At 68.7% G+C, this 23,052-nt stretch carries 22 protein-coding genes and 1 pseudogene; 13 read left to right on the forward strand and 10 right to left on the reverse strand.

Annotation, left to right across the window (positions count from 1 at the left end; all coding sequences use genetic code 11):
• Positions 1–77 precede the first annotated feature (77 nt).
• Together HNQ67_RS04860 and HNQ67_RS04865 are read left to right on the forward strand one after the other, a co-directional pair.
• The gene (locus tag HNQ67_RS04860; RefSeq protein ID WP_246347461.1) at positions 78–950 is read left to right on the forward strand and encodes a class I SAM-dependent methyltransferase; all 873 of its coding nucleotides are present in this window, start codon (positions 78–80) and stop codon (positions 948–950) included.
• Positions 947–1,987, forward strand: coding sequence for an alpha/beta fold hydrolase (locus tag HNQ67_RS04865; RefSeq protein WP_183252953.1), 1,041 nt, complete (start codon positions 947–949; stop codon positions 1,985–1,987). Before HNQ67_RS04860 ends, HNQ67_RS04865 begins: the two co-directional genes overlap by 4 nt.
• Here HNQ67_RS04865 and hisN read toward each other — a convergent pair.
• Together hisN and HNQ67_RS04875 are read right to left on the reverse strand one after the other, a co-directional pair.
• Entirely contained in the window at positions 1,984–2,769 is a 786-nt protein-coding gene (gene hisN / locus HNQ67_RS04870; RefSeq protein ID WP_183252954.1) for a histidinol-phosphatase, read from the reverse strand. The two genes, HNQ67_RS04865 and hisN, sit on opposite strands and share 4 nt — an antisense overlap.
• Positions 2,770–2,819: 50 nt before the next feature.
• On the reverse strand, positions 2,820–3,206 hold the full coding sequence (locus tag HNQ67_RS04875) for a helix-turn-helix domain-containing protein (protein ID WP_183253981.1): 387 nt from the start codon (positions 3,204–3,206) through the stop codon (positions 2,820–2,822).
• A gap of 174 nt (positions 3,207–3,380) precedes the next feature.
• Between HNQ67_RS04875 and HNQ67_RS04880 the strand changes: the two genes are divergently transcribed.
• The gene (locus HNQ67_RS04880) at positions 3,381–3,638 is read left to right on the forward strand and encodes a GlsB/YeaQ/YmgE family stress response membrane protein (protein ID WP_183252956.1); all 258 of its coding nucleotides are present in this window, start codon (positions 3,381–3,383) and stop codon (positions 3,636–3,638) included.
• Positions 3,639–3,709: 71 nt separating this feature from the next.
• Here the strand turns inward: HNQ67_RS04880 and HNQ67_RS04885 are convergent, their stop codons facing one another.
• From HNQ67_RS04885 to HNQ67_RS04895, 3 genes and pseudogenes are all read right to left on the reverse strand, one after another.
• A complete protein-coding gene (locus HNQ67_RS04885; RefSeq protein ID WP_183252958.1) occupies positions 3,710–4,303 on the reverse strand; it encodes a hypothetical protein in 594 nt (197 codons plus the stop codon).
• 138 nt (positions 4,304–4,441) lie between these two features.
• The gene (typA, locus tag HNQ67_RS04890; RefSeq protein WP_183252960.1) at positions 4,442–6,271 is read right to left on the reverse strand and encodes a translational GTPase TypA; all 1,830 of its coding nucleotides are present in this window, start codon (positions 6,269–6,271) and stop codon (positions 4,442–4,444) included.
• A gap of 255 nt (positions 6,272–6,526) precedes the next feature.
• Positions 6,527–6,850, reverse strand: a pseudogene (locus HNQ67_RS04895) (OPT/YSL family transporter); the annotation flags it as partial.
• A 130-nt stretch (positions 6,851–6,980) separates the two neighbouring features.
• On the opposite strand from HNQ67_RS04895, the gene HNQ67_RS04900 reads away from it, so the two are divergent.
• From HNQ67_RS04900 to recF, 9 genes are all read left to right on the forward strand, one after another.
• Complete coding sequence (locus HNQ67_RS04900; protein WP_183252962.1) at positions 6,981–7,436, forward strand: c-type cytochrome; 456 nt, start codon at positions 6,981–6,983, stop codon at positions 7,434–7,436.
• Positions 7,437–7,476: 40 nt separating this feature from the next.
• Positions 7,477–8,340 (forward strand): bifunctional DNA-formamidopyrimidine glycosylase/DNA-(apurinic or apyrimidinic site) lyase, encoded by an 864-nt coding sequence (mutM, locus tag HNQ67_RS04905; RefSeq protein ID WP_183252963.1) that lies wholly within the window; start codon positions 7,477–7,479, stop codon positions 8,338–8,340.
• Positions 8,341–8,344: 4 nt separating this feature from the next.
• The gene (locus tag HNQ67_RS04910; RefSeq protein ID WP_183252965.1) at positions 8,345–8,875 is read left to right on the forward strand and encodes a DUF1697 domain-containing protein; all 531 of its coding nucleotides are present in this window, start codon (positions 8,345–8,347) and stop codon (positions 8,873–8,875) included.
• A gap of 170 nt (positions 8,876–9,045) precedes the next feature.
• Positions 9,046–9,834 (forward strand): enoyl-CoA hydratase-related protein, encoded by a 789-nt coding sequence (locus HNQ67_RS04915; RefSeq protein WP_183252967.1) that lies wholly within the window; start codon positions 9,046–9,048, stop codon positions 9,832–9,834.
• A gap of 106 nt (positions 9,835–9,940) precedes the next feature.
• Complete coding sequence (gene rpsT, locus HNQ67_RS04920) at positions 9,941–10,210, forward strand: 30S ribosomal protein S20 (RefSeq protein WP_183252969.1); 270 nt, start codon at positions 9,941–9,943, stop codon at positions 10,208–10,210.
• 436 nt (positions 10,211–10,646) lie between these two features.
• On the forward strand, positions 10,647–12,092 hold the full coding sequence (gene dnaA, locus HNQ67_RS04925; RefSeq protein ID WP_425486338.1) for a chromosomal replication initiator protein DnaA: 1,446 nt from the start codon (positions 10,647–10,649) through the stop codon (positions 12,090–12,092).
• 518 nt (positions 12,093–12,610) lie between these two features.
• On the forward strand, positions 12,611–13,729 hold the full coding sequence (gene dnaN / locus HNQ67_RS04930) for a DNA polymerase III subunit beta (protein WP_183252970.1): 1,119 nt from the start codon (positions 12,611–12,613) through the stop codon (positions 13,727–13,729).
• Positions 13,730–13,732: 3 nt separating this feature from the next.
• The gene (locus HNQ67_RS04935; protein WP_183252972.1) at positions 13,733–14,134 is read left to right on the forward strand and encodes an SseB family protein; all 402 of its coding nucleotides are present in this window, start codon (positions 13,733–13,735) and stop codon (positions 14,132–14,134) included.
• Between the two features lie 95 nt (positions 14,135–14,229).
• Positions 14,230–15,363 (forward strand): DNA replication/repair protein RecF, encoded by a 1,134-nt coding sequence (recF, locus tag HNQ67_RS04940; RefSeq protein ID WP_183252974.1) that lies wholly within the window; start codon positions 14,230–14,232, stop codon positions 15,361–15,363.
• Between the two features lie 241 nt (positions 15,364–15,604).
• Here the strand turns inward: recF and prfA are convergent, their stop codons facing one another.
• Positions 15,605–16,672 (reverse strand): peptide chain release factor 1, encoded by a 1,068-nt coding sequence (gene prfA, locus HNQ67_RS04945; RefSeq protein WP_183252976.1) that lies wholly within the window; start codon positions 16,670–16,672, stop codon positions 15,605–15,607.
• A 169-nt stretch (positions 16,673–16,841) separates the two neighbouring features.
• Here prfA and HNQ67_RS04950 point away from each other — a divergent pair, with 169 nt between their 5' ends.
• Positions 16,842–17,624: a sulfite exporter TauE/SafE family protein gene (locus HNQ67_RS04950; protein ID WP_183252977.1), complete on the forward strand. Its 783-nt coding sequence runs from the start codon at positions 16,842–16,844 to the stop codon at positions 17,622–17,624.
• 13 nt (positions 17,625–17,637) lie between these two features.
• Here the strand turns inward: HNQ67_RS04950 and HNQ67_RS04955 are convergent, their stop codons facing one another.
• The 4 genes from HNQ67_RS04955 to ptsP all read right to left on the reverse strand — a co-directional run bounded on the left by HNQ67_RS04955 (position 17,638) and on the right by ptsP (position 23,041).
• Positions 17,638–18,234: a glutathione S-transferase N-terminal domain-containing protein gene (locus HNQ67_RS04955; RefSeq protein WP_183252979.1), complete on the reverse strand. Its 597-nt coding sequence runs from the start codon at positions 18,232–18,234 to the stop codon at positions 17,638–17,640.
• Between the two features lie 18 nt (positions 18,235–18,252).
• Positions 18,253–19,407 carry a flavodoxin-dependent (E)-4-hydroxy-3-methylbut-2-enyl-diphosphate synthase gene (gene ispG, locus HNQ67_RS04960; protein ID WP_183252980.1) on the reverse strand — a complete coding sequence of 385 codons (1,155 nt, stop codon included), beginning with the start codon at positions 19,405–19,407 and terminating at the stop codon, positions 18,253–18,255.
• A 67-nt stretch (positions 19,408–19,474) separates the two neighbouring features.
• Positions 19,475–20,581, reverse strand: a complete 1,107-nt coding sequence (locus HNQ67_RS04965) for a helix-turn-helix domain-containing protein (protein ID WP_183252982.1) — start codon at positions 20,579–20,581, stop codon at positions 19,475–19,477.
• A gap of 192 nt (positions 20,582–20,773) precedes the next feature.
• Complete coding sequence (gene ptsP / locus HNQ67_RS04970) at positions 20,774–23,041, reverse strand: phosphoenolpyruvate--protein phosphotransferase (RefSeq protein ID WP_183252984.1); 2,268 nt, start codon at positions 23,039–23,041, stop codon at positions 20,774–20,776.
• Positions 23,042–23,052 lie beyond the last annotated feature (11 nt).

Here is a 23,052-nt window from a genome sequence, read left to right on the forward strand (position 1 = left end):
CAAGCGGGGACGAACCGTACGGCGCAGACGCCTCGCGGGGGACGTGAATGGCTGAAAGAACACAAGCTAGGCGACCGATGGCGTCCCGCCGGACCATGCTTTCCGGCGGCGCCGCATTGCTCGTGCTGGCGGGGTGCAGCGGTGAGAAGACCGCCGAGCCGCCGCCCCAGCCGGACGGACCGCTGAAGGGCTCGCTCGAATGGTCCATCGAGGGGCCGTGGCGCGCGCAGGATCGCATCCGCGACGTCTGGCGGCATCCGGAGGAGACTCTGCGTTTCTTCGGCCTGCAACCGCGCATGACCGTCCTGGAGTTCTGGCCCGGAAGCGGATGGTGGACCGAAATTCTGGCGCCCTACCTGGCCGAGGGCGGAGGTCGCTACATCGCCGTGGGCTTCCAGACCGGGCTCGGCGTCGATCCCTACCAGACCCAACTCACCGCCGCCTTCCAGAGACGGTTCACCAATGACCGCCGCCTCTACGGCGAGGTCGAACTTTCCGAGTTCGGTCCCACGTCCGGCCCCGTCGCGCCGGCCGGGACGGCGGACATGGTGCTGTTCATGCGTAACATCCACGCCTGGATGGCCGCCGGAATCGCCGAGAAGGCCTTCGCCGACGCCTACGCCGCGCTGCGGCCGGGCGGCATCCTCGGGATCGAGCAGCACCGGTTGGAGCCGGACAAGGATCAGGATCCGACGGCGGCGAACGGATATGTCCAGGAAGCGTTCGTCAAACAGCTGGCGGCGGAAGCCGGATTCGTCTTCGTGGCCGCTTCTGAAATCAACGCGAATGAAAGGGATACCAAGGATCATCCTTTCGGCGTCGAGACCTTGCCGCCGATGGGCCTGACGGCTCCACGCGGCTCGCCGCCGGACCCGACGTTCGACCGGTCCAAATACGATGAGATCGGCGAAAGCGACCGCATGACCTTGAGATTCAGGAAACCCGAGTGAGCCGAGCCGCCGCCTACGCCGCCAACGCCCCGTTGATGGGAGTTCCGGGCGCCTCCGCCCCGCCAGGCGGAACCGGCGAGTGGTTCCGCGGAGCCGGCGGACTCCGCCTGCGCGCCGCCTTCTGGACCCCCTCGGCTCTCGCTGCCCGCAAGCCGCGCGGCACCGTCATCGTCAGTCCAGGCCGCACCGAGCCGATCGAGAAATATTTCGAGCTGATCGGAAATCTGCTGGCGCGAGGCTGGTGCGTGCTCGCCCATGACTGGCGCGGCCAGGGCCTGTCGGCGCGGTTGCTGCCCGATCGCCTGAAGGGCCACGCCCGGGCGGTCGAGGAGTTCCTCGACGATTACGCCCGCCTGCTCGAGACCTATGAGACCCGGGCTCCCAAGCCGTGGATCATGGTCGGACACTCGATGGGCGGGGCGTTCAACCTGATGACGCTGCAGGCCGGCGACGAACGGTTTTCAGGGGCGCTGCTGACCAGCCCCATGCTACGCATCAGGACCGGCAAGCGCTCGATGTGGTCGGTCAAGTTGGCGGTCAAATGGAATCTGCGCCACGGCAAGGCGGGGGACTATGTGCTCGACAATGAAGACGACCCTTTCGACCACACCTTCGAGAAGGACGCGCTGACCACCGACGAGAGCCGCTACGAACAGTGGCGTCAGCAACTCTACGCCTGCCCGCACCTGGCGGTTGGCGGCCCCACCTGGGGCTGGCTGGCGGTGGCGCTGGACGCCGGAGAGCGGGCGCTGAAACCCAAGGCATTGAAGTCGGTTCGTATTCCCGTCGCCATCGTGCAGGCGGGAGAGGACGACCGTATCTGGAAACAGACCAATAAATGGGCCGCGCGGCGCCTCGGGCGTGGGCGCTACGTCGAGATTCCGGGGGCGAAGCACGAAGTCATCATGGAGACTGACGAGTTGCGCGCCATCTTTCTGGATGAGTTCGACGCCATGGGCTCCTACGTATCCCCGATCGAGGATCTGTCGCCCGTCCCCGGCCCGCCGGCTGAGCGCGAACCGACCGAAGCCGCCTAGTTAGCGGCGCGGCGCAGGGCGACCAGCGCCTGATCCCTCAGGCGGGCGTCTCCCACGGCCAGAATCTGACCGCCGGCGTCGGGCCCCTCGCCGCGCCAGTTGGTGACTTGGCCGCCCGCCGCCTCGATGACGGGAACCAGCGCCGACCAGTCCCAGATCTTCAGCGCGCTCTCGGCCACCAGATCGATCCGGCCGGCGGCGAGCATGGCGTAGGCGTAGGCGTCGCAGCCCAGGCGGGCCAGGCGCGCGGCCGCGCGCACCTGGGTCCAGGCGCCCAATTCGGCACCGGTGAACAGGTCAGGGTCGGTGGTGGCGATCAGGGCCTCGTTCAGATGTGCGCAGGATCGCACGGCAATCGGCGTCTCCGCCCTCCCCCTGAGCAACCGCGCGCCCGACGGGCCGCCGAGGAATATTTCGTCGAGATAGGGCTGACCGATCAGCCCGATGGCGAGGCGGTCGGCGGTCCTCAGGGCGATCAGATTGGTCCATAGTGGCAGGCCGGCGATGAACGCGCGGGTGCCGTCTATCGGGTCCAGAATCCAGACGTGCTCGGCGTCCGGCCGGTCCTCGCCGTATTCCTCACCGATGACGCCGTGTTCGGGATAACGGTCGGCGATCAGCCGGCGGATCGCCGCCTCGGCCTCGCGGTCCGCCTCGGTCACCGGGTCGAAGCCGTCGGCGCCGCCCTTGTCGACCTGCTCGCAGGCGCCACGAAAATACGGCAGGGATACACGCGCCGCCTCGCGGGCCAGTTCAACGGCGAACAGTTCGTACTCGGTCATGCAGGCGGGATACTCACGCCCCGCCGCCATGTCACGGCATCATCGCTGAATCAGGCCGCCTCGCCCTCGGCGTGTAGCGACTTGGCCAGGTCCAGCAGACGCCGACGGGGACGTTCGCCGAGTTGGTAATAGGCCTGGATCAGGTCGAGCGTTTCCTTGCGGGAAAACATTTCGCCGCCCTGGTTGGCTGCCTCCTGACGCTCGATGGCCTCTTCAAGTCCATCGTAGAAATAGCTGACCGGCGATTCCAGCGCCTCGGCCAGCTGCCAGAGACGGGCGGCCGAGATGCGATTGGCGCCGCATTCGTATTTCTGGATCTGCTGAAAACGGATGCCGACCTGGGTGGCCAGTTGCTGCTGCGTCAGGCCCAGCAAGCGCCGGCGGCGGCGCAGACGGCGTCCGAGATGAAGGTCGATGTCGGTGGCCATGGCCCCAATTCCCCTTGTTCCCAACCTGTCCCGAAGCGGGACGGCTCGCCTTGAAGGGGGCAAGGGCCGTGCCGCCCTCGCCCGGCAGGGGAGAACCAGTGAACCCGGTTCGCCGGAGGCTCCGCAACCGTTGAGCTTCCGGCGCATTAAACGCCCATCGACCAACGCTGGAAGGAGCGGACTATGAGTGGTTTTGGATGGATTGCGTGGATCGTCATCGGCATTATCGCCGGCTGGCTGGCTGAACAGATCATGGGGCGGAACCACGGCCTCCTGACCAATCTGATCGTCGGCGTCGTCGGCGCCCTGATCGGCGGCTTCCTTTACAACACCCTGTTGGGCGGAGACGCCGGCGGCAACTGGATCATCGGAATCATCGTCGCCACGGTCGGCGCGATCATCCTGCTGTTCCTGCTGGGGCTGGTGAAACGCCGGGGCTGATAGGCTCGCGTCTCTCGACAACAAAGAGGGGCGGCTCCTGACGGAGCCGCCCCTTTCGTTTGTCCGACAAGCTAGTTGGGCTTGCCGGGAAGCACGCCCGGAGTGACCGGAGCGCCGGTCGGCGGCGCCACGCCGGGCGCTTCGGTCGGCAGGGTCGGCGGCGTGGGCGCTGGCGGAACGACGGCCTCCGCTTCGGCCTCGACCTCGGCTTCGAGCGTCGCATCGACTTCGGCCTCATCCGGCAGGACGGCGCCAGCGTCGGGGACCTCGGGAAGCGCCGGGGCGTCCGCCTCGGTGATCACCTCCGCCTCGGCATACTGTCCGAGGGTGAAGTCGACCACGACCGCCTCGCCCTCCTGCCGGATGCCGTCGATCGGCACGGCCCGGATCACGCCGTCCTCGCCCTTGACGGTCAGCTGCTGGGCGCCGGCATGCAGGCGCGCGCCGACCAGAACGCCGAGCTGGCCGTCGGGCCCCTGCACGACCGCACCGGGCGTCAGCGACAGGGTGGGAGCCTGGACCTCGGCCTCAACCCCGGCCTCGGCTCTGGCTTCGGCCTGGCCGGAAGCCGGTGATGTCTGAGGGGACGTGGCGTCTTGGGCGAAAGCAGGGGCGGCCGTCAGCAACAGGCCGGCGACGCCGGTCATAAGCGCGGTCTTGCGCATGAGTGTCTTCCTTGTTCAAGCGAGCGGTAAGGCTCGCGACGGAAGGCAAAACCTGCGTCTCCGGCGATCGTTGCGCCGGCCCTGAAATGACCCCGGGAGGGCCCGGATTGCCCCAATCCGGCCGATCCGCGGCCGGACCTACTCCTCGCGGACGCGCTTCTTGCGGAAGCTCGGGTTCAGCACCTGCTTGCGCAGGCGGATCGACTTCGGCGTCACCTCGACCAGTTCATCCTCCTCGATGTAGGCGATGGCCTGTTCGAGCGACGGACGGCGCGGCGGGGTCAGGCGCACGGCCTCGTCCTTGCCGGCGGCGCGGACGTTGGTCAGCTGTTTGCCCTTCATCGGATTGACGTCGAGGTCGTCCGACCGGGAGTTCTCGCCGATGATCATGCCCTGGTAGGTTTTCTCGCCGGCGCCGACGAACATGACCCCGCGCTCCTCGAGGTTCCACAGGGCGAAGGCCGCGGTCTCGCCGTCGCCGTTCGAGACCAGCACGCCTTTCAGACGGCCCTCGATGGCGCCCTTGTGCGGCTCATAGTGGCTGAACACCCGGTTCAGCACGCCCGACCCGCGCGTGTCGGTCAGGAACTCGCCCTGGTAGCCGATCAGGGCCCGCGACGGGCATTTCAGCTGGATGCGGGTCTTGCCGGCGCCGGACGGCCCCATGTCGGTCAGCTCGGCCTTGCGCGCCGAAAGCTTCTCGATGACCACGCCGGAGTATTCATCGTCCACGTCGATGACCACGTCCTCGATCGGCTCCAGCCGCTCGCCGTTCTCGCCGGTCTGATAGACCACGCGCGGACGGCTGATCGACAGCTCGAATCCTTCGCGGCGCATGTTCTCGATCAGCACGCCGAGCTGAAGTTCGCCGCGGCCGGCGACCTCGAAGGCGTCCTTGCCGCCGGTCTCGGTGACGCGGATGGCGACATTGGCCTCGGCCTCCTTCAGCAGGCGGTCGCGGATCACCCGCGACTGAACCTTGTCGCCCTCGCGCCCGGCCAGCGGGCTGTCATTGACCGAGACGGTCATCGAGATGGTCGGCGGATCGATCGGCTGGGCCGGCAGGGCCTCGGTGACTTCCAGGGCGCACAGGGTGTCGGCCACGGTGGCCTTCGACATGCCTGCGATGGCGACGATGTCGCCCGCCTCGGCGTCGTCGACCGGTTGGCGCTTCAGGCCGCGGAAGGCCAGCACCTTGGTGATGCGGCCCTGTTCGATGGTCTTGCCGTCGCGCGACAGGGCCTTGATGGCCATGCCCGGAACGGCCTTGCCGCTCTCGATGCGGCCGGTCAGCAGACGGCCGAGGAACGGATCGCTCTCGATCAGCACGTTGAGGATCTGGAACGGCTTGTCCTTGGCTTCGACCTGTTTCGGCGCCGGCACGTGGTCAACGATCAGGTCGAACAGCGGGGACAGGTTGTCGCTCGGCTGGTTCAGGTCCAGCGTCGCCCAGCCGGCCCGGCCCGAGGCGTAGATATGCGGGAAGTCCAGTTGCTCGTCGGTCGCGCCGATGGCGGCGAACAGGTCGAAGGCGGCGTTGTGAACCCGGTCCGGATCGGCGTGGGCGCGATCGACCTTGTTGATGCACAGGATCGGGCGCAGGCCCATCTTCAGCGCCTTGGTCAGCACGAATTTGGTCTGCGGCATGACGCCTTCCTCGGCGTCGACCAGCAGGACGCAGCCGTCCACCATGCCGAGGATGCGCTCCACCTCGCCGCCGAAGTCGGCGTGGCCCGGGGTGTCGATGATGTTGATCCGGGTCTCGCCCGCCTTGCCGTTCCACAGCACGGAGGTGCATTTGGCCAGGATGGTGATGCCGCGCTCGCGCTCCTGGTCGTTGGAGTCCATAGCCCGCTCGGTCGTCGCCTCATTGGCTCGGAAGACGCCGGATTGGGCGAGCAGCTGGTCCACCAGGGTGGTCTTGCCGTGGTCGACGTGGGCGATGATGGCGACGTTGCGCAGGTTCATTTGACTATCAGACGTGCAGGGCGGCCGGCGAGTGCGGGCCGCTGGAAATGGCGACGGTGCGGGGAGCGCGCGCCTCTTACAGGGGCGAACGCGGAAACGCCAGTGCGCGGCGAGCACGCACTGGCGGAACGACGGCTGTTATCGCCCGGAAAAGCGGCGAGGCGAGGGCGAGATCACACCTTGGCCGAGCGGCCCCGGACCCAGGCTAGAGCACGACGGTCAGAACCGCGAAGGCCACGATCCCCGTCAGCATGGCCAGAACGGAAACTCGAGCCACCATCCGACCATGACGAGGCCGGGCAGAACGAAGATGATCGCGCTCATGGCGCCGCCCACCGACGCAACCGTCTGCACGGTCATGTTTTCCCAGATGGTCGAGTCCTTGAACAACCGCAGGACCGCCATGGAGATGACCGCCGCCGGGATGGCCGAGGCGAAGGTCAGCCCGACCTTCAGGCCCAGATAGGTGTTGGCGGCGGTGAAGATCACCGCCAGCAAACAGCCCAGCACGAGGGCGCGCAGGGTCAGTTCGATCCGCTTGCCGATCGTCGGCGGCGCCCTGTCGGCGGTGTCGGTCATGGCGGGCCCTCTCCCTTGAACGGCGGAGGTAAGCGGAGAACCGCGTCCGGAGCAATCGCCCTCGTCGGCGGCCCCGATTGACAGGCGCGCCCGACGGGCGGAGCGTGGCGGCGAACGGGGAGAGGCGGACATGAAGCGGATCATCACGGCGGCCGTCGTCGGCCTGACCTGTATGGCGGGACTGACCGGCGCGCAGGCGCCCGACACCCCGGCGGCTGTCATCAAGGGCCGGCAGGCCGGGATGATGCTGTCCGGCGTCGCGATGGCCTCGATCAAGGCTTCGATCGACGCGCAGCAGCCGCTGGCGAGCCAGCGCTTCGGCGCCCGTTCGCTGGCGCGCTGGGCTCATGCCGTGCCGGGGATGTTCCCGGCGGGATCGGGCGGCGAGGCCGGCGTCCGGACCAATGCGAAGGATGATATCTGGAGCGACCGCGCCGGTTTCGAGGCGAAGGCCGCCGCCTACGCCGCCGCCGCCGATCGTCTGGCCGAACTGGCGGCGGGCGAGGATGCTGAGGCCTTCGCCGCCCAGTGGGCCGAAGTGCGCGCCAGCTGTCAGGCCTGCCACGACATCTATAAGGCGGACTGACCGGCTCGCCAGCCGCCGTCGTCCGGTTCAGACTGCATCCATGCCCGAACTTCCCGAGGTCGAGACCGTCCGCCGCGGCCTGCAGCCGGTGCTTGAAGGCGCGCGCCTGACCCGCGTCCAGCAAAACCGGCCCGACCTGCGCTTTCCCTTCCCCGAGCGGTTCGCGCAGCGGCTCGAGGGCGCGATCGTCGAACGCATCGACCGGCGAGCCAAGTATCTGCTGATGGTGCTGTCGACCGGCGAGACCTGGGTGACCCATCTGGGCATGACCGGCCGCTTCACCCTCGACGGCGAACAGCTCGGCGAGTTCGCGGAGCCGGCCCCCGTCGTCGGCAAGCACGAGCACGTCAGCCTGTGCGCGGTGCACGGCAAGTCGACGACGCGGATCGGCTTCGCCGACGCCCGCCGCTTCGGCTTCATGGGCCTGATCCCCACGGGCGAGGTCGAGTCGCATCCGTGGTTCGCGGCCCTCGGCCCCGAGCCGCTCGGCAACCGCTTCTCGGGCGCGCATCTGGCCGAGGCCCTCGCCGGCAAGACACAGAACATCAAGGTCAGCCTGCTCGACCAGCGCATCGTCGCGGGCCTCGGCAACATCTATGTCTGCGAGGCCCTCTACCGCGCCCGCATCTCGCCGCTGGTCGCCGCCGGCAGGGTGACGAAGCCCCGTCTGGAAACCCTCGCCGCCGTTGTCCGCGACGTCCTCAACGACGCCATCGAGGCCGGCGGCTCGACCCTGCGCGACTTCGCCAACGCCGAGGGGGGGCAGGGCTATTTCCAGCACCGCTTCGACGTCTACGGCCGCGAGGGCAAACCCTGCACGAGCGACGGCTGCAAGGGCGTGGTCAAGCGCACCGTCCAGGCCGGCCGATCGACATTCTGGTGCCCGGCCTGTCAGAAGCGGTGAAGCCATGACCCACCGCCTCATCCTGTTCCGCGGCATGAATACCGGCGGCGTTCGCGTACCGGTCGGAGGGCAACGCGCCATGGCCGAGGCGATGGGGTTGAAGAACCCCCGGACCCTCGCGGCCAGCGGAAATCTCGTGGTCGAGAGCGGCGGGGCGACAGCCACGCTTGAGCGCGAGATTGAGGCCGCGATGGAGACGGCCTTCGGCCTGAAGGTCGCCGCCATGGTCCGCACGCCGGAGCAGTGGGCCGAACTGATCGCCGCCAACCCCTTTCCCGAGGAAGCGGCCTCCCACCCCGCCAAAGTGCTGGCCATGGTCATGAAGGCGGGGATCAGGGCCGGCGCCGTGCAGGCTTGCCGCGATCTCGCGGACGGCGGCGAGCGGGTCGAGGCGGCCGGGGGCGTTTTGTATTTCTGGTTCCCCAACGGTCAGGGCCAATCGGCCATCTTCAAGAAGGCCACCCCGCGCCTGCTGGGCATGGGCACGGGCCGCAACTGGAACACGGTGTTGAAACTCGCCGCCATGGTCACCTGAATTCGTCGGGCGCGGCCCGCTGCGCGACCGATTTTGACGCAGGCGCATGCCATAACCTCCGTCCGGCGCGTCCCGGCCTAGACGAGGTAGACGGGATAGACGGTAGACTCCCCGACCGCTTCCGCCCCCGCCGCCCGCTTGGTAAGGCGGACTGAAACGAGGAGATCCCCATGGCCGACAGCTATTCCACCCTGCTCATCGAACGCCACACTGACGGCTATGCGGTGGTGACCCTGAACCGGCCCGAGGCGCTGAACGCGCTCAACTCGGCCCTGTTCAAGGACCTGTCGGACTTCCTCGACGCGGTCGAGCATGACGACAGCGTGCGTTGCCTGGTCCTGACCGGCTCGGGCGACAAGGCCTTCGCCGCTGGCGCCGACATCAAGGAGATGTCGGACCAGTCCTACGCCGACATGTACAAGGCCAACTTCTTCTCGCTCGGCCACGACCGCATCACCCGCTTCCGCAAGCCGATCATCGCCGCGGTCAATGGTTTCGCTCTCGGCGGCGGCTGCGAGCTGGCGATGCTGTGCGACTTCATCGTCGCCAGTGAGAAGGCGAAATTCGGCCAGCCCGAGATCAACCTCGGCGTCGCCCCCGGCATCGGCGGCTCCCAGCGCCTGACCCGGCTGGTCGGCAAGGCCAAGGCCATGGACATGGTGCTGACCGCCCGGATGATGGACGCCGCCGAGGCCGAGCGCGCCGGCCTCGCCTCGCGCGTCGTGCCGCACGACACCCTGCTGGACGAGGTCCGTAAGATCGCCGCGCGCATCGCCGCCCAGAGTCCGCTGGCCGTGATGGCCAACAAGGAGATGGTCAACGCCGCGCTTGAGACCACCCTGACCCAGGGCGTCCAGTTCGAACGCCGCCTGTTCCACAGCCTCTTCGCCTTCGAGGACCAAAAGGAAGGCATGGCCGCCTTCGTCGAGAAGCGGAGGCCGAACTTCACGGGGCGATAGACTCCGCCTTGCCTCGCCAATCCCTTTCCGCTATAGCCGCGCGCTCTTGAGATTTCCGCGCCGTGGACGTGTGCTCCGCGGCGTTTTCCGTTCGAAGGTTTGACTGATGGCCAACAATGCCGGCGCCAAGAAAGCGATCCGCAAGATCGCGGCCCGCACCGAAGTGAACAAGGCGCGCCGCACGCGCGTCCGTACCTTCCTGCGCAAGTTCCAGGAAGCCGTGACCGGGGGCGACGCGGCCGCCGCCAAGGGCGCCTTCGTCGAGGCTCAGTCCGAGCTGATGCGCGCCGTCTCCAAGGGCGTGGTTCACAAGAATACGGGCTCGCGGAAAGTGTCCCGCCTGGCGGCTCAGCTGAAGAAAATGTCGGCTGCCTGACACAGGGGCGTGCGGACGGCCTTTCACTAGGCTGTCACGGTAAAGATCAGTGTTTTCAACGGCGAGGGCGCAACCGCTCCCTCGCCGTTTGCACGTCCGCCTTTAACCACCAGCGACCGGATTCGTGCTCGCGTCGGTGGCGAAACCGGGGATTCCGCTGGCTGTGTTTGGCTTTAGCGGAGTCAAACAATTTAACTGCATTTTACGATTCGAATCAGCGTTGACGCTCCCCTCTCCCGGCGTAAGTTTGGGCCTCTAACGCACTTCCATCCCACCGCGGATGAACACGGCGCGGGACCAGTTTCGCGTCGGCGTGAGATGTCAGATCGAGAGAATGACCCCACCGGGGCGGCGCCCAGCCGCACCCGACAGGAGAAGTCGTCCCCGATCCTGGCCGCTCGAAGGGCGTCAGACGATGGAATTTTCTGACGGGTGGCTGACTATGATGGGGGGCGCGCAGATGGCGGGGATGACCGATCCGGATCGTATCTGGACCGAGGCGGCGGGTCGCCTGCGCAGCGAGATCGGGGAGGGGGCGTTCAGTTCCTATATCGCCCCGTCGGCGGTGCGGGCCGACGGCGCCGGACAACTGATCCTCGTCACCCCGACCGCCTACGCCCGCGACTGGGTGCGCAAGAACGCCCTGCGGCGCATGAACGAACTGTGGCTGGGTCTCGACGGCCTGTCGCGCCGGCTCGAGGTGCGCTGCCGGGCCGAAATGGGCTCGGTCGCGCCCGCCTCGCAGGTCGCCGCCGGACGCGCCGAAGCGCCCGCCGCCAATGTCGTGCCGATGCCGATGGCCACCCACGGCCCCGTGGCCGACGGCGCCCGCGCCGTGCGCGCCGCCGGGCTGCAGGAACGTCTGACCTTCGACAGCTTCGTGGAAGGCCAGGGCAATGCCTTCGCTCTCGCCATCGCCCGCCAGGCCGCCTGCTGGGCCGACGGCCACTTCAACCCGATCTTCTTCTGCGGCCCCTACGGCTACGGCAAGACCCACCTGCTCAACGCCATTGCCTGGGAAGCCCAGCGCCTGCGTCCCGACGCCAAGGTGGTCTATCTGACCGCCGAACGCTTTCTGTCGACCTTTGTAAGGGCCATGCAGGACCGCTCGACCGCGGCCTTCAAGGAAAGCCTGCGCGGCGCCGACATGCTGCTGATCGACGACGTCCAGTTCGTCGGCGGCAAGGCGAGCACCCAGGACGAGCTTCTGGCCACCCTGACCAGCCTGATCGAGGACGGCAAACGCATCGTCCTGTCCGCCGACCGTCCGCCGATGGCCCTGACCGAGGTCGAGCCGCGCCTGCGCAGCCACTTGGCCTCGGGCCTGACCTGCCCGGTCGAACCGGCCGACCGCGCGCTGAAGCTGGCCGTGGCGCGTAACCGCATACAGGCGCTCGCTGACCTCGGCGTCGTCTCGGGCGAAGCCCGCCCCGAGGTGCTCGAGCATCTCGTGGATCGCACCCCGGGTTCGATGCGTGAGCTGGAAGGCGCGGTGAACACCCTCGCCGCCGTCGCCGGCGCCCGGCTGTCGGCCCTGACCGTCGAAGAGGTCCAGACCCTGCTCGGCTCGGCCCTGCGCGGCGGCCCGGAGCGCCGCATCACCGTCGACGAGATCCAGAAGACCGTCGCCGAACATTTCACCCTGAAGCAGGCCGACCTGTTGTCCGAGCGGCGCACCCGCTCTGTCGCCCGGCCGCGCCAGATCGCCATGTGGCTGTGCAAACAGCACACGACCCGGTCCTACCCTGACATCGGCCGCCGCTTCGGCGGGCGCGACCACACCACGGTCCTGCACGGCGTGCGCAAGATCGAGGAGCTGATGGCTCACGATGACCAGATCGCCCGGGACGTCGAGGCCCTGACCCGCAAGCTGCGCGGCTAGGGCTCGCCCGGGGACGGCGTCCCTCCCGGGCCGGGAAGAAAAAACGGTGTGGCGGAGTCGGCAGAGTCGGCGCCGGCCCGGGAAATTCGTTGTGGCGGAGTCGGCAGGGTCGACATTGATCCCGAGGAATTTCAACGACCGGGCGCTTCCGCCATGGGGACTCTGGCGCTCCCGCGGTAGAGCGGCGGGGGTTCGATTTTCACAGGCCGGCAGAGACATGGCACGCATTGTGCGCCCGCTTTTTCCTGAGGCGGGAAGATCGCTTCGAGAAAAGGCCATGTGTCTGGAAAGGCGGCTGATTTTCCGCCCAATCCGACTATAATTTCGCCGATTGTAAGCACAGCGTCACGGCCGTCACGGACCGGCGGACGCTTTGTCCACAGAGAGTGGTCGCCTGTTCCCGGATCGCGCGGCCCGGCGCCCCCGCCCCTTCCTTGCTCCGCGCCGCCAATCCGCTAGTGTCCAAGGCCCTCTATTCGCGGTGACGCCTTGAGTCGCCGCACCCCGGGCGAGACGACATGCAGCTGACTATCGAACGATCCGCGCTCCTCAAGGCCCTCGGCCATGTGCAGAGCGTCGTCGAGCGCAGGAACACCATTCCAATCCTGTCTAACGTCCTGCTGTCGGCGGGCCGCGACAAGCTGAGCTTTGCCGCCACCGATCTCGACATGGAGATGGTCGACGAGGCCGAGGCCCAGGTGAACGTCGAGGGCCAGATCACCGCCCCGGCCCACACCCTGTACGAGATCGTCCGCAAGCTGCCCGAGGGGGCCGAGGTCTCGCTGAGCTACAATGGCGACGATCCCCGTCTGGTGGTCCAGGCCGGACGGTCGAAATTCAATCTGCCGGTGCTGCCGGCCGGCGACTTCCCGGTCATGTCGACCGACACCTCGGGGACGCGGTTCGCCCTGCCCAAGGAAGACCTGGCCCGGCTGATCGACAAGACCCGGTTCGCGGTCTCGACCGAAGAGACGCGCTACTATCTGAACGGCCTGTATCTGCACACCGTGGCCGAGGCCGGCATCCCGCTGCTGCGCGCCGTGGCCACCGACGGCCACCGCCTGGCCCTGGCCGAGACGCCCGCGCCTGAAGGCGCCGCCGGCGGTCCCGGCGTGATCGTGCCGCGCAAGACCATCGACCAGGTCCGCCGCCTGCTCGACGACGGCTCGGGCCCGGTCGAGGTCATGGTCAGCCCGCAGAAGATCCGTTTCGAGTTCGGCCAGGCCAGCCTGACCTCCAAGGTCATCGACGGCGCCTTCCCCGACTACATGCGCGTCATCCCCAAGGGGAACGACAAACAGGCCGACATCGACAACGCCGTGTTCGCCTCGGCCGTCGACCGGGTCGCCACCATCTCGGCCGAGAAGAGCCGCAGCGTGAAACTGGCCTTCGAGCTGGACCGCGTCACCCTGACGGTGCGCAACATGGAGGCCGGCCAGGGGGTCGAGGAGGTCGAGATCGGCTATTCCGAGGAGCCCTTCGAGATCGGCTTCAACGCGCGGTATCTGCTGGACGTCGCCGGCCAGATCACCGGCGAGACGGCGCATTTCAAATTTGCCGACCCGGCCAGCCCGACGCTGGTGCTCGATCCGGGCGATCCGGGCGTGCAGTATGTGCTGATGCCGCTGCGGGTGTAGGGCGTGCAGGTTCCACCGCCCGAGGAGACCGGCGCGGCGCTCGAAGCGGCGATCATCGCCGCACAGAACGGCGGAAGCCTTGATGACCTCGCGTCGGTGTTCATGGGCTCGCACGTCGTCGTCATGCTCGCGGAAGATCCCGGCCCGGCGCCCGAGGCCATCTCCCCGCTGACGGTGTCGACGCCGGAGGGCTATCTTGCGCTCGTCGTCTTCACCACCGCCGGGAAATGCTCAACCTGGTCCCGCAACGCGCCCCAGTATCCCTACGCGCGGCAGGTTCGCGCCGACTGGGTTCTGAACGTGGTTGGCGACGAATACGGCGTGGCCGTGAACCCCGGCGAGGCCGTCGGCTTCAGCATGCCGCCCCACGGCGTCGCCCGGATGAAGGCGCGCGTGAATAACTAGTCAGCCCACCCGGGAGAAAGCCGGGATGAGCCAAAGATATTGGGGCTTCGGCTCGTACTTTCGCCGGGATGAGCGGATTGGTGTAGTCCCCACTCGTGATCACCGCCCTCACCCTCACCGATTTCCGCTCCTATGCGGCGGCCACCCTGCCCGTCGCGGGGGGCACCGTCGTGCTGCATGGGCCGAACGGGGCGGGGAAGACCAATCTGCTGGAGGCGCTGAGCCTGTTCACGCCCGGCAAGGGATTGCGCGGGGCCAGCGCGCCGGAGATGGGGCGGCGCGAGCCGGGCGAGGCTGGCGGCCGGGTCTGGGCGGTTGCGGCGGTGCTGACCGACGGCGAGGGCGAGACGAAGCTCGGCACCGGGGTGCAGGCGGCGGGGGCGGCGCGGCGCATCGTGCGCATCGACGGCGAGACGGCTCAGCCGGGTCGGCTGCTCGACCACCTGCGGCCCGTCTGGGCGACGCCGGAGCAGGACCGGCTGTTCTCCGACGCGCGGGCGGCGCGGCTGAAATTCTTCGACCGGCTGGTGTTCGCCGCCGACCCCGACCACGCCGCCGCGGTGGCCACCTATGAGAAGGCCCTGCGCGAGCGGCTGCGGCTGCTGACCGACGGGGCGGAGGGGCGACCCGCCGATCCGCTGTGGCTTGATGCGCTGGAGCTGCGCCTCGGCGAGGCGGGGGCCGCCGCCGCCCTCGCCCGCGCCGGGGCGCTGGTCACGCTGCAGGCCGCCATCGACGAGCGCGGTGACCGGCCGTTTCCGCAGGCCGATCTCGGCCTGACCGGCGAGGCCGAGGGCATGGCCGCCGCCGGGGCGGGCGCCGAGGCCATCGCGGCGGCGATCCGCGACGGCATGGCCCGCAGCCGCGCCCGCGACGCCGCCGCCGGGCGGTCTCTGTTCGGGCCGCACCGCTCGGATCTGACGGCCCTGCACCGCGAGAAGAACCGGCCCGCCGCCGAGGGCTCGTCCGGCGAGCAGAAGGCGCTGGTGCTGAACCTGATCCTCGCCCAGATCGCCCGGCTGTCGAACCAGAGCGCCGCCCCGATCCTGCTGCTCGACGAAGCGCCCGCCCACCTCGACACGCGCCGACGCGCCGCCCTGTTCGACGAGATCGAGGCGCTGGGCCTGCAGGCGTTTCTGACCGGCACGGAGGCCGAGCTGTTCGAACCGCTGCGCGGCCGGGCGCAGTTCGTGAAGGTCGAGGGCGGGGGGCTGACGGTGGAGGGGTGAGGTCTGCCCGCTCCTTGTCATCCCGGACACCGCGAAGCGGTGATCCGGGACGGGCCCCGCGCATATCCAATTCTCCCGGAAGCGGCGTCAGCAGCTATCCGGGAGACGGGTCAGGCGGGGTGCGACGGCGACCCGTCTCCCGGATAACCGCTTCGCGATTTCCGGGAGGATTGGTGGGGTGCAGCCAGCGTCCCGGATCGCGCTGCGCGCGTCCGGGATGACAAGGGCGCAGCCCTGTCCCCTACCCCAGCTCCGCCTCCAGATCGGCCAGGCGGGCGGCCTGGTCCTCGGCGATGAGGGCGTTGAGCAGGGGATCGATGTCGCCCTCGAGGATCTGCGGCAGGCTGTGCAGGGTCAGGCCGATGCGGTGGTCGGTGACCCGCCCCTGGGGGAAGTTGTAGGTGCGGATGCGCTCCGACCGGTCGCCGGAGCCGACCTGCGACTTGCGGGCGCTGGAGCGGGCCTGGTCCTTTTCCTGCCGCTGAATGTCGTAGAGGCGGACGCGCAGGTTCTTCATCGCCTTGTCGCGGTTGACGTGCTGCGACTTCTCCGAGGAGGTCACCACGATGCCCGAGGGCATGTGGGTGATGCGCACCGCCGAGTCGGTCTTGTTGACGTGCTGGCCGCCCGAACCTGAGGCGCGGAAGGTGTCGATGCGGATATCCTGATCGCGGATCTCGATCTCGACGTCCTCGACCTCGGGCAGGACGGCGACGGTAGCGGCCGAGGTGTGGATGCGGCCGCCGGCCTCGGTGGTCGGCACCCGCTGGACGCGGTGCACGCCGCTCTCGAACTTGAGCCGCCCGAACACGCCCTCGCCGGTGACGGTGGCGATGATCTCCTTGTAGCCGCCGGCCTCGCCCTCGGTGGCGCTGTCGATCTCGACCCGCCAGCCGCGCGTCGAGGCGTAGCGCGAATACATGCGGAACAGGTCGCCGGCGAACAGGGCCGCCTCGTCGCCGCCGGTGCCGGCGCGGACCTCGAGCACGGCCGAGGCGTTCTCGTCGGCGTCGCGCGGGGCCAGCAGCAGGGCGACGTCGCGCTCCATGCCGGGCAGGGCCTGGTTCAGGGCCTCGAGCTCCTCCGCCGCCATTTCGGCCATCTCCGGATCGGCGGCCATGGCGTCCAGATCGGCCATTTCGGCCCGGACCCTGGCGAGGGCCATGACGGCGTCGGCGACCGGCTTGATTTCGGCGTGCTCCTTCGACAGGCGCACGATCTCCTGACCGTCCGTGGCCGCGCCCATGCGCGCCTCCACCTGATGGAAGCGGTCGAGCACCTGATCGAGCCGGGCCTGGGGCAGTCGCAAGGGGGGCGTATCCTGTTCGCGGGAGGCCTGCCTTAGCGCGGCGGCCGGCGATCTGTCGATGGAGCGGCGCGCGATAACAAGCGCGTCAAACACCGTTACGCTCCGTCCCGGGTTTCTCTAGAGGTGAAGGCGGAGATCACCGCGACTTGGCGCGGGTCGGGACGCCGTGATGGACACCTTCTTCCTGTTCGTGCTGGTCGGCCTGCTGGCCCAGGCCGTCGATGGGGCCCTCGGCATGGCCTATGGCGTGATCTCCTCATCCGTCCTGCTGGCCTTCGGCGTGCCGCCCGCGACCGCCTCGGCCAGCGTCCACGGCGCCGAGGTGTTCACCACCGCCGCCTCGGCCGGTAGCCACATCTGGCACCGCAACGTGGATTGGCGTCTGTGCCTGCCGCTGGCGGCGGCCGGCGTCGTCGGCGGCGTGGTCGGAGCCTATGTGCTTACCGGCATAGACGGCCAGGTCATCAAGCCCTTCATCGTGGCCTATCTCGGTTTGATGGGTCTCTACATCCTGTGGCGAGGCTGGCGGAACGCGCCGACCAGGCCGCTGCGCCCGGCCTGGGCTATTGCGCCGCTGGGCGTCGTCGGCGGTTTTTTGGACGCCGTCGGCGGCGGCGGCTGGGGGCCGACCGTATCCTCGACCCTGGTCGGGGCCGGCCAGGAGCCGCGTCGCGCCATCGGGTCCGTCAACACGGCCGAATTCTTCCTGACCGTGGCCATATCCGCCACCTTTGTCTGGTCACTGGTCAGCGGGCACTGGCGCGACGCCGAAGCCATCCAGAACCACGCCGCGGCGATCGGCGGTTTGATCGTCGGCGGCCTGATCGCGGCGCCCTTCGCGGGCTTGATCACCAAGCGGGCGCCGCGCCGCGCGATGACCTTCGCCGTCGGCGCGTTGCTGATCGTCCTGTCGTTGTTCCAGGGTGTGCAGCTGGCCGGCCTGCTCGGCTGACCGGCGGCGGCGATCAGGCGGGCCGGGTGTCGATGAAGCTCGGCCGGGCCTCCAACGCGGTCTGCAGCGCTGTCAGGGCCGGACGGCCGGTCTTCCAACCGAAGTCCGGGTGGCGGAATCCGATCCAGGTGGCTGCCACGCCGGCGGTTATGACTCCCATGTCGAGCCGTGCCGCATCGGGCCGCGCCGCTTCCAGCTCGTCGAGGGCGCGGCCCATATTGACCGTCCAGCGCTCGATCCACGACGGCGAGCGCTCGTGCTCCGGCCGGCGCTTCTCCAGCAGCAGTTTGACGCCCATTTCGAGCGCGCCGTCGGCCAGGGTCTCCAGTCGCCGCACGCGGAGCCGGTCCGGCCCGGCCTCCGGGAGCAGGCGAGGGCCCTCGCCGAGAGCGTCGAGATATTCGCAGATCACCGGGCTGTCGTTCAGCGGCAGGCCGTCCGCCGCGATCAGCGTCGGCACCTGCACGAGCGGATTGGAGACCAGCAGTTCGGGCGCATTGGCGTAGGGATCAACCGCGATCTCCTCGATCCGGTCCGCCAGCCCTTTCTCGCGCGCCACGATGCGGCATTTCCGGGCATAGGGGGACGGGACGGTGATGTAGAGCTTCATCGGCGTTGTTCCCGAGGCCTATTCGGCCGCTTCCAGCTTGGCGGCGGCGCGGGCCGCCTCCAGCTCGGCCGCCTTGGCCTCGACCAGTTCGACGATGTGGTCGACCATGCCGTCATTGGCCAGTTTGTGGGCGGTCTTGCCGCTCAGATAGACCATGCCCGCGCCCTTGCCGCCGCCGGTAAACCCGACATCGGTGTAGAGCGCCTCGCCCGGGCCGTTGACCACGCAGCCGATGATCGACAGCGACATCGGCGTGGTCACATGGGCCAGCCTCTCTTCCAGCACACCCACCGTCTCGATGACGTTGAATCCCTGCCGCGCGCACGACGGGCAGGCGATGATATTGACCCCTCGGTGGCGCAGGCCGAGCGACTTGAGGATGTCGAATCCGACCTTGATCTCCTCGACCGGGTCGGCGGCGAGGGAGACGCGGATGGTGTCGCCGATGCCGGCCCACAGCATCGAGCCCATGCCGATGGCGGACTTGATGGTGCCGGTGCGCAGCGGCCCGGCCTCGGTGACGCCGAGGTGCAGCGGGCAGTCGATTGCGTCGGCCAGCTGCTGATAGGCGGCCACGGTCAGGAAGGGGTCGGACGCCTTCACCGAAATCTTGAACTCGTGAAAGTCGTTGTCCTGCAGGATGCGGGCGTGGTTCAGGGCGCTCTCGACCATGGCGTCGGGGCAGGGCTCGCCGTATTTTTCCAGCAGGTCGCGCTCCAGCGAGCCGGCGTTGACGCCGATGCGCATCGAACAGCCATGATCCCGGGCGGCCTGGATGACCTCGCGCACCCGGTCAGGCGAACCGATGTTGCCGGGGTTGATCCTCAGGCAGGCGGCTCCGGCCTGGGCGGCCTCGATGCCGCGCTTGTAGTGAAAATGGATGTCGGCGACGAGCGGGACCTTGGCCTCGCGGGCGATGGTGCGGAAGGCGGCGGTCGAATCCTCGTCGGGACAGGAGACACGGACGATGTCGGCGCCGGCCTCCTCCAGCCGGCGGATCTGGTCGATCGTGGCGGCCGCGTCCGAGGTCGGGGTGTTGGTCATCGACTGGACCGAGATCGGCGCACCGCCGCCCACGGGGACGTCGCCGACCATGATCCGGCGGCTATGGCGGCGCTCAATGTGGCGCCACGGGCGGACGTGCCCGAGTTCTGAGGTGTGATCCTGGCTCATGTCGGCGGCAACATAGGCCTCCGATTGCGGCATGGCCACGACAAGAGCCGATTCACGGCGTCGCGGATCAGCCTCCGGCGGCCTCGGAGACTACGTCCTGCACCGCCGTGGAGGCCTGCGTCTGTGCCTGGACCTGGGCCTGGACCGCGGCGGTGCGGGCGGCCTCGGTGCGGGCTGTGATCTCGGCGGCGGCCTGGCGGGCCAAGGTCTGGGCCCGCTGGTTCAGCTGGTTCAGCGAGGTCTGTGCGGTCTGGAGGACTCCGCCATGCTCGCCGTTCAGATAGACGTCGAAGGCGGTCGGGTCGGAGACGTCGACGGTGGCGGCGACGCCCAGCGGCGCGCGCCAGGCGTCGCCGGCGGCCAGTTGACGGGCGAACAGAACACGGCCGTCGGCCATGCGGATGACGAGGCTGGCGGCCTTGCGGGCCTGGATCACCACCTGCGAGGCATTGGCCGATGCGCCATAGGTGGCGCCGCGCGGGTTGAAGGCCTTCTGCACCGGCGGCGCGGCGGCGGCGACAGCGGCGGCGGCTTCCGGCGAGGCAGGGTCGATGCCCGTCAATTCGGCCTCGAGACCGGGGGTGATGTACAGCGCCGGCACCGTCTGGTCCGCCGGAGCCGGGCGCGGCGCGGTCAGGCGCATGAACTGCTCCTGTCCCGGTACGGCGCCGAGGGTCCAGCTCTCCGGGACCGACGCGATGTCCGACGGTTGGGGCGCGCGCATCAGGCTGACGCGCTGGAAGACGTTCCAGCCGACTACCGCCAAAACGAGGGCCAGGCCGGCCGCGATCAGGCGCGGCGAATAGCGTTTGACCTCTTCGAAGGCGACGCCGACGGGAGGCTGCAACGGCACGGACGGGTCGGGGGCTTCGCGCTTGAAGCGTTCGACCGCGAGCTGTTCGTCGAGACCGAGAGCGGCCGCGTAGGCGCGCACATAGCCGATCGAGAACACCCGGCTGGGCAGCACCGAGAAATCGTTCTGCTCCAGCGCCGTCAGATATCGCACGGGCACGCGGGTGATGCTCGAAAGCTCGGCCAGGGAGCGCCCGGAATGGGTGCGGGCGATGCGCAGGCCGTCGCCGAGAGTCGCCGCGTCCGTGACGGAGGGAACGACATCCTTCCAGTCGGACTGATCACGAAACTCTTCGGGGTTGTTCCCCGTATCCAGCGCCATCCGGCCTGACCCCAAACTCGGCGCGCGCGAGTGATGCTCACGCGCCGTACTCGAACCCCGGGCCTGTACCATATCGGGATGACAGATCGGGTCCGCCCCCGCAGACCCCCCGGTTCCGTCTTGTGGATAACTCATTTGAGTTGGCCGATCAACGATTTGTTAGCCGTACCGACGGAAATGGCCGGAACGTTCTCAGATCGTGACGTTCAATTTCCGGGCCAGCGATTCCAGCTCGCCCCGGATCGACGCGGACGACGATCCGAGCAGGTTGGCCATACCCCGCCGGGCGGCAGGCAGATCGGCCGACAGAATCATCCGCTTGACCGGCCCGACTCCGGCGGCGGGGGCCGAGAGACGCGTATAACCCAGCGTCAGCAAGGCGAAGGCTTCCAGCGACCGCCCCGCCAGTTCGCCGCAGACGGAGACCGGCGTACCGGTGTCGGCGCATTTCTTCTGGATTTCGGCCAGAGCTCTGAGCAGGGGCGGCGACAGTGGGTCGTAACGATCGGAAACCAGCGGATTGGTCCGGTCGGAAGCGAACATGTACTGAAACAGGTCGTTGGTGCCCACCGAGACGAAATCGGTCAGCGGCAGCAAGGCGTCCAGATGCCAAAGCAATGACGGGCACTCGATCATGGCGCCGACCCGCAGCAGGGCGGGAAGGGCCCGACCCCGGCGCCGCGCCCAGGCGCATTCGACGTCGACCAGTTCGCGGGCGGCGCGGAACTCGTCGACCGTAGCGATCATCGGAAACATGACGCGCAACTCGCGCCCGGCGGCGGCCGTCAGCAGCGCCCGCAGTTGCAGTCTCAGCAGCCCGGGCCGGTCGAGACCGAGGCGGATCGCCCGTCGCCCCAGGGCCGGGTTCTCCTCCCGCTCGGTCTCCAGATACGGCAGCACCTTGTCGCCGCCGATGTCGAGGGTGCGGAATGTGACCGGCCGGTCGCCCGCGGTGTCCAGAACCAGTTTGTAGAGGGCGGTCTGGCTGTCGAGCCGGGGCAACTCCTCCGACACCATGAACTGGAACTCGGTGCGGAACAGGCCGATGCCCTCTGCGCCGGTGGCGTCGAGATTTTCCAGATCGACGGCGAGGCCGGCGTTGGTCAGGACCTGGATCCGGGTCCCGTCGAGGGTGACGGCGTCGACGCCGCGCAGGCGGGTGAACTCGGCCTGACGTTCGCTGCGCACCTCGATGCGCGACTGCACGGCCGCCAACATGTCGGGACGCGGCCGCAGATAGGCCTCGCCGGTTTCGCCGTCGACGATCACCAGGTCGCCTTCGGAGAGCCGGTCGCGCAGACCCATCAGCCGGCCCACGCAGGGGATCTGCAGGGCCCGGGCGACGATGGCGGCGTGGCTGGCGGCCGAGCCCTCCTCGAGCAGCAGGCCGCGGATCTTGTGCCTCGGATATTCCAGCAGGTCGGCCGGGCCGAGGTTGCGGGCGACCAGAATGGCGTCGTCAGGCAGTTCGCGCTCGCCCGGCCGGTCGCCGGCCAGCACGCGCAACAGCCGGTTGGCGAGATCCTCGAAGTCGTGCAGCCGCTCGCGGATATAGGGGTCGCGGGCGGTGGCGAAGCGGGCCCGGTGTTCGTTCCTGACCCGGTCGACCGCGGCCTCGGCGGTCAGGCCGGTGCGCACCGCCTCCTCCAGCGACCGGTTCCAGCCCCGATCGTCGGCGAACATCCGGTAGGTCTCCAGCACCTCGAAGGACTGGCCCGCCAGCTTGCCCGGCCCCCCCTCCAGCATGGAGTCGATATTGGCTTTCAGCCCGATCAGGGCCTCGCGCAGGCGGATTTCCTCGACCTGCTGGTTCTCGGCCAGGAGGTTCTCCGGCGGCACGGGCGCCTCGTGCAGGACGACATGGCCGAAAGCCAGACCTTCCGCGAACCGCTGGCCCTTGAGATTTTCGGCCCGGTGCGGGGCCACCTCGATGTCGCGCAGCTCGTCCTGGGCCAGCAGTTCGCCGGACGCCACGGTCTCGGCCAGCACCATGGCGATGGTCTGGATGTCCTCGACCTCTTCCTCGTCGTACCGCCGCTCGGAGCGGTTCTGGACCACGAGCACGCCGATAGCCCGGCCGCCGCGCAGCAGGGGCGCGCCAAGGAAGGCGTGATACGGATCCTCGCCGGTCTCGGGGCGATAGGCGAAGCTGGGGTGCGACGGCGCGTCGGACAGGCTGATCGGCTCGGCCGTCCGGGCCACCTCACCGACCAGACCCTCGCCGGGTCGCAGGCGGGTGTTGTGCACGGCCTCGGGCTTCAGGCCCTGGGTGGCGAACAGCTCCAGTTCGCCGGAGGCGCGGCGCAGGTAGATTGAGCAGACCTCGGCCACCATCGACTGGGCGATGATCCGGACCACCTCGTCGAGGCGTTGCTGCGCCGGCGCCGCCCCCGCCATAGCCTCGCGGATCTGGCGAAGGAGGTTCCGCGGCCCCCTCGTCGTCAATCCGCCAACCGGCATGGCCCCTCCAA

Origin of the sequence: Brevundimonas basaltis (assembly GCF_014202075.1) — a bacterium.
GTDB lineage: Bacteria > Pseudomonadota > Alphaproteobacteria > Caulobacterales > Caulobacteraceae > Brevundimonas > Brevundimonas basaltis.

Bases quoted from the DNA above. Each gene is read 5' to 3' on its own strand.
- mutM (WP_183252963.1), top strand. From the start codon at position 7,477: ATGCCCGAACTTCCCGAGGTCGAGACCGTCCGCCGCGGCCTGCAGCCG.
- HNQ67_RS04915 (WP_183252967.1), top strand. From the start codon at position 9,046: ATGGCCGACAGCTATTCCACCCTGCTCATCGAACGCCACACTGACGGC.
- dnaN (WP_183252970.1), top strand. From the start codon at position 12,611: ATGCAGCTGACTATCGAACGATCCGCGCTCCTCAAGGCCCTCGGCCAT.
- HNQ67_RS04965 (WP_183252982.1), bottom strand. From the start codon at position 20,581: ATGGCGCTGGATACGGGGAACAACCCCGAAGAGTTTCGTGATCAGTCC.
- HNQ67_RS04900 (WP_183252962.1), top strand. From the start codon at position 6,981: ATGAAGCGGATCATCACGGCGGCCGTCGTCGGCCTGACCTGTATGGCG.
- HNQ67_RS04885 (WP_183252958.1), bottom strand. From the start codon at position 4,303: ATGCGCAAGACCGCGCTTATGACCGGCGTCGCCGGCCTGTTGCTGACG.
- typA (WP_183252960.1), bottom strand. From the start codon at position 6,271: ATGAACCTGCGCAACGTCGCCATCATCGCCCACGTCGACCACGGCAAG.
- HNQ67_RS04880 (WP_183252956.1), top strand. From the start codon at position 3,381: ATGAGTGGTTTTGGATGGATTGCGTGGATCGTCATCGGCATTATCGCC.
- hisN (WP_183252954.1), bottom strand. From the start codon at position 2,769: ATGACCGAGTACGAACTGTTCGCCGTTGAACTGGCCCGCGAGGCGGCG.
- HNQ67_RS04910 (WP_183252965.1), top strand. From the start codon at position 8,345: ATGACCCACCGCCTCATCCTGTTCCGCGGCATGAATACCGGCGGCGTT.
- ispG (WP_183252980.1), bottom strand. From the start codon at position 19,407: ATGAGCCAGGATCACACCTCAGAACTCGGGCACGTCCGCCCGTGGCGC.
- rpsT (WP_183252969.1), top strand. From the start codon at position 9,941: ATGGCCAACAATGCCGGCGCCAAGAAAGCGATCCGCAAGATCGCGGCC.
- HNQ67_RS04950 (WP_183252977.1), top strand. From the start codon at position 16,842: ATGGACACCTTCTTCCTGTTCGTGCTGGTCGGCCTGCTGGCCCAGGCC.
- ptsP (WP_183252984.1), bottom strand. From the start codon at position 23,041: ATGCCGGTTGGCGGATTGACGACGAGGGGGCCGCGGAACCTCCTTCGC.
- HNQ67_RS04955 (WP_183252979.1), bottom strand. From the start codon at position 18,234: ATGAAGCTCTACATCACCGTCCCGTCCCCCTATGCCCGGAAATGCCGC.
- HNQ67_RS04860 (WP_246347461.1), top strand. From the start codon at position 78: ATGGCGTCCCGCCGGACCATGCTTTCCGGCGGCGCCGCATTGCTCGTG.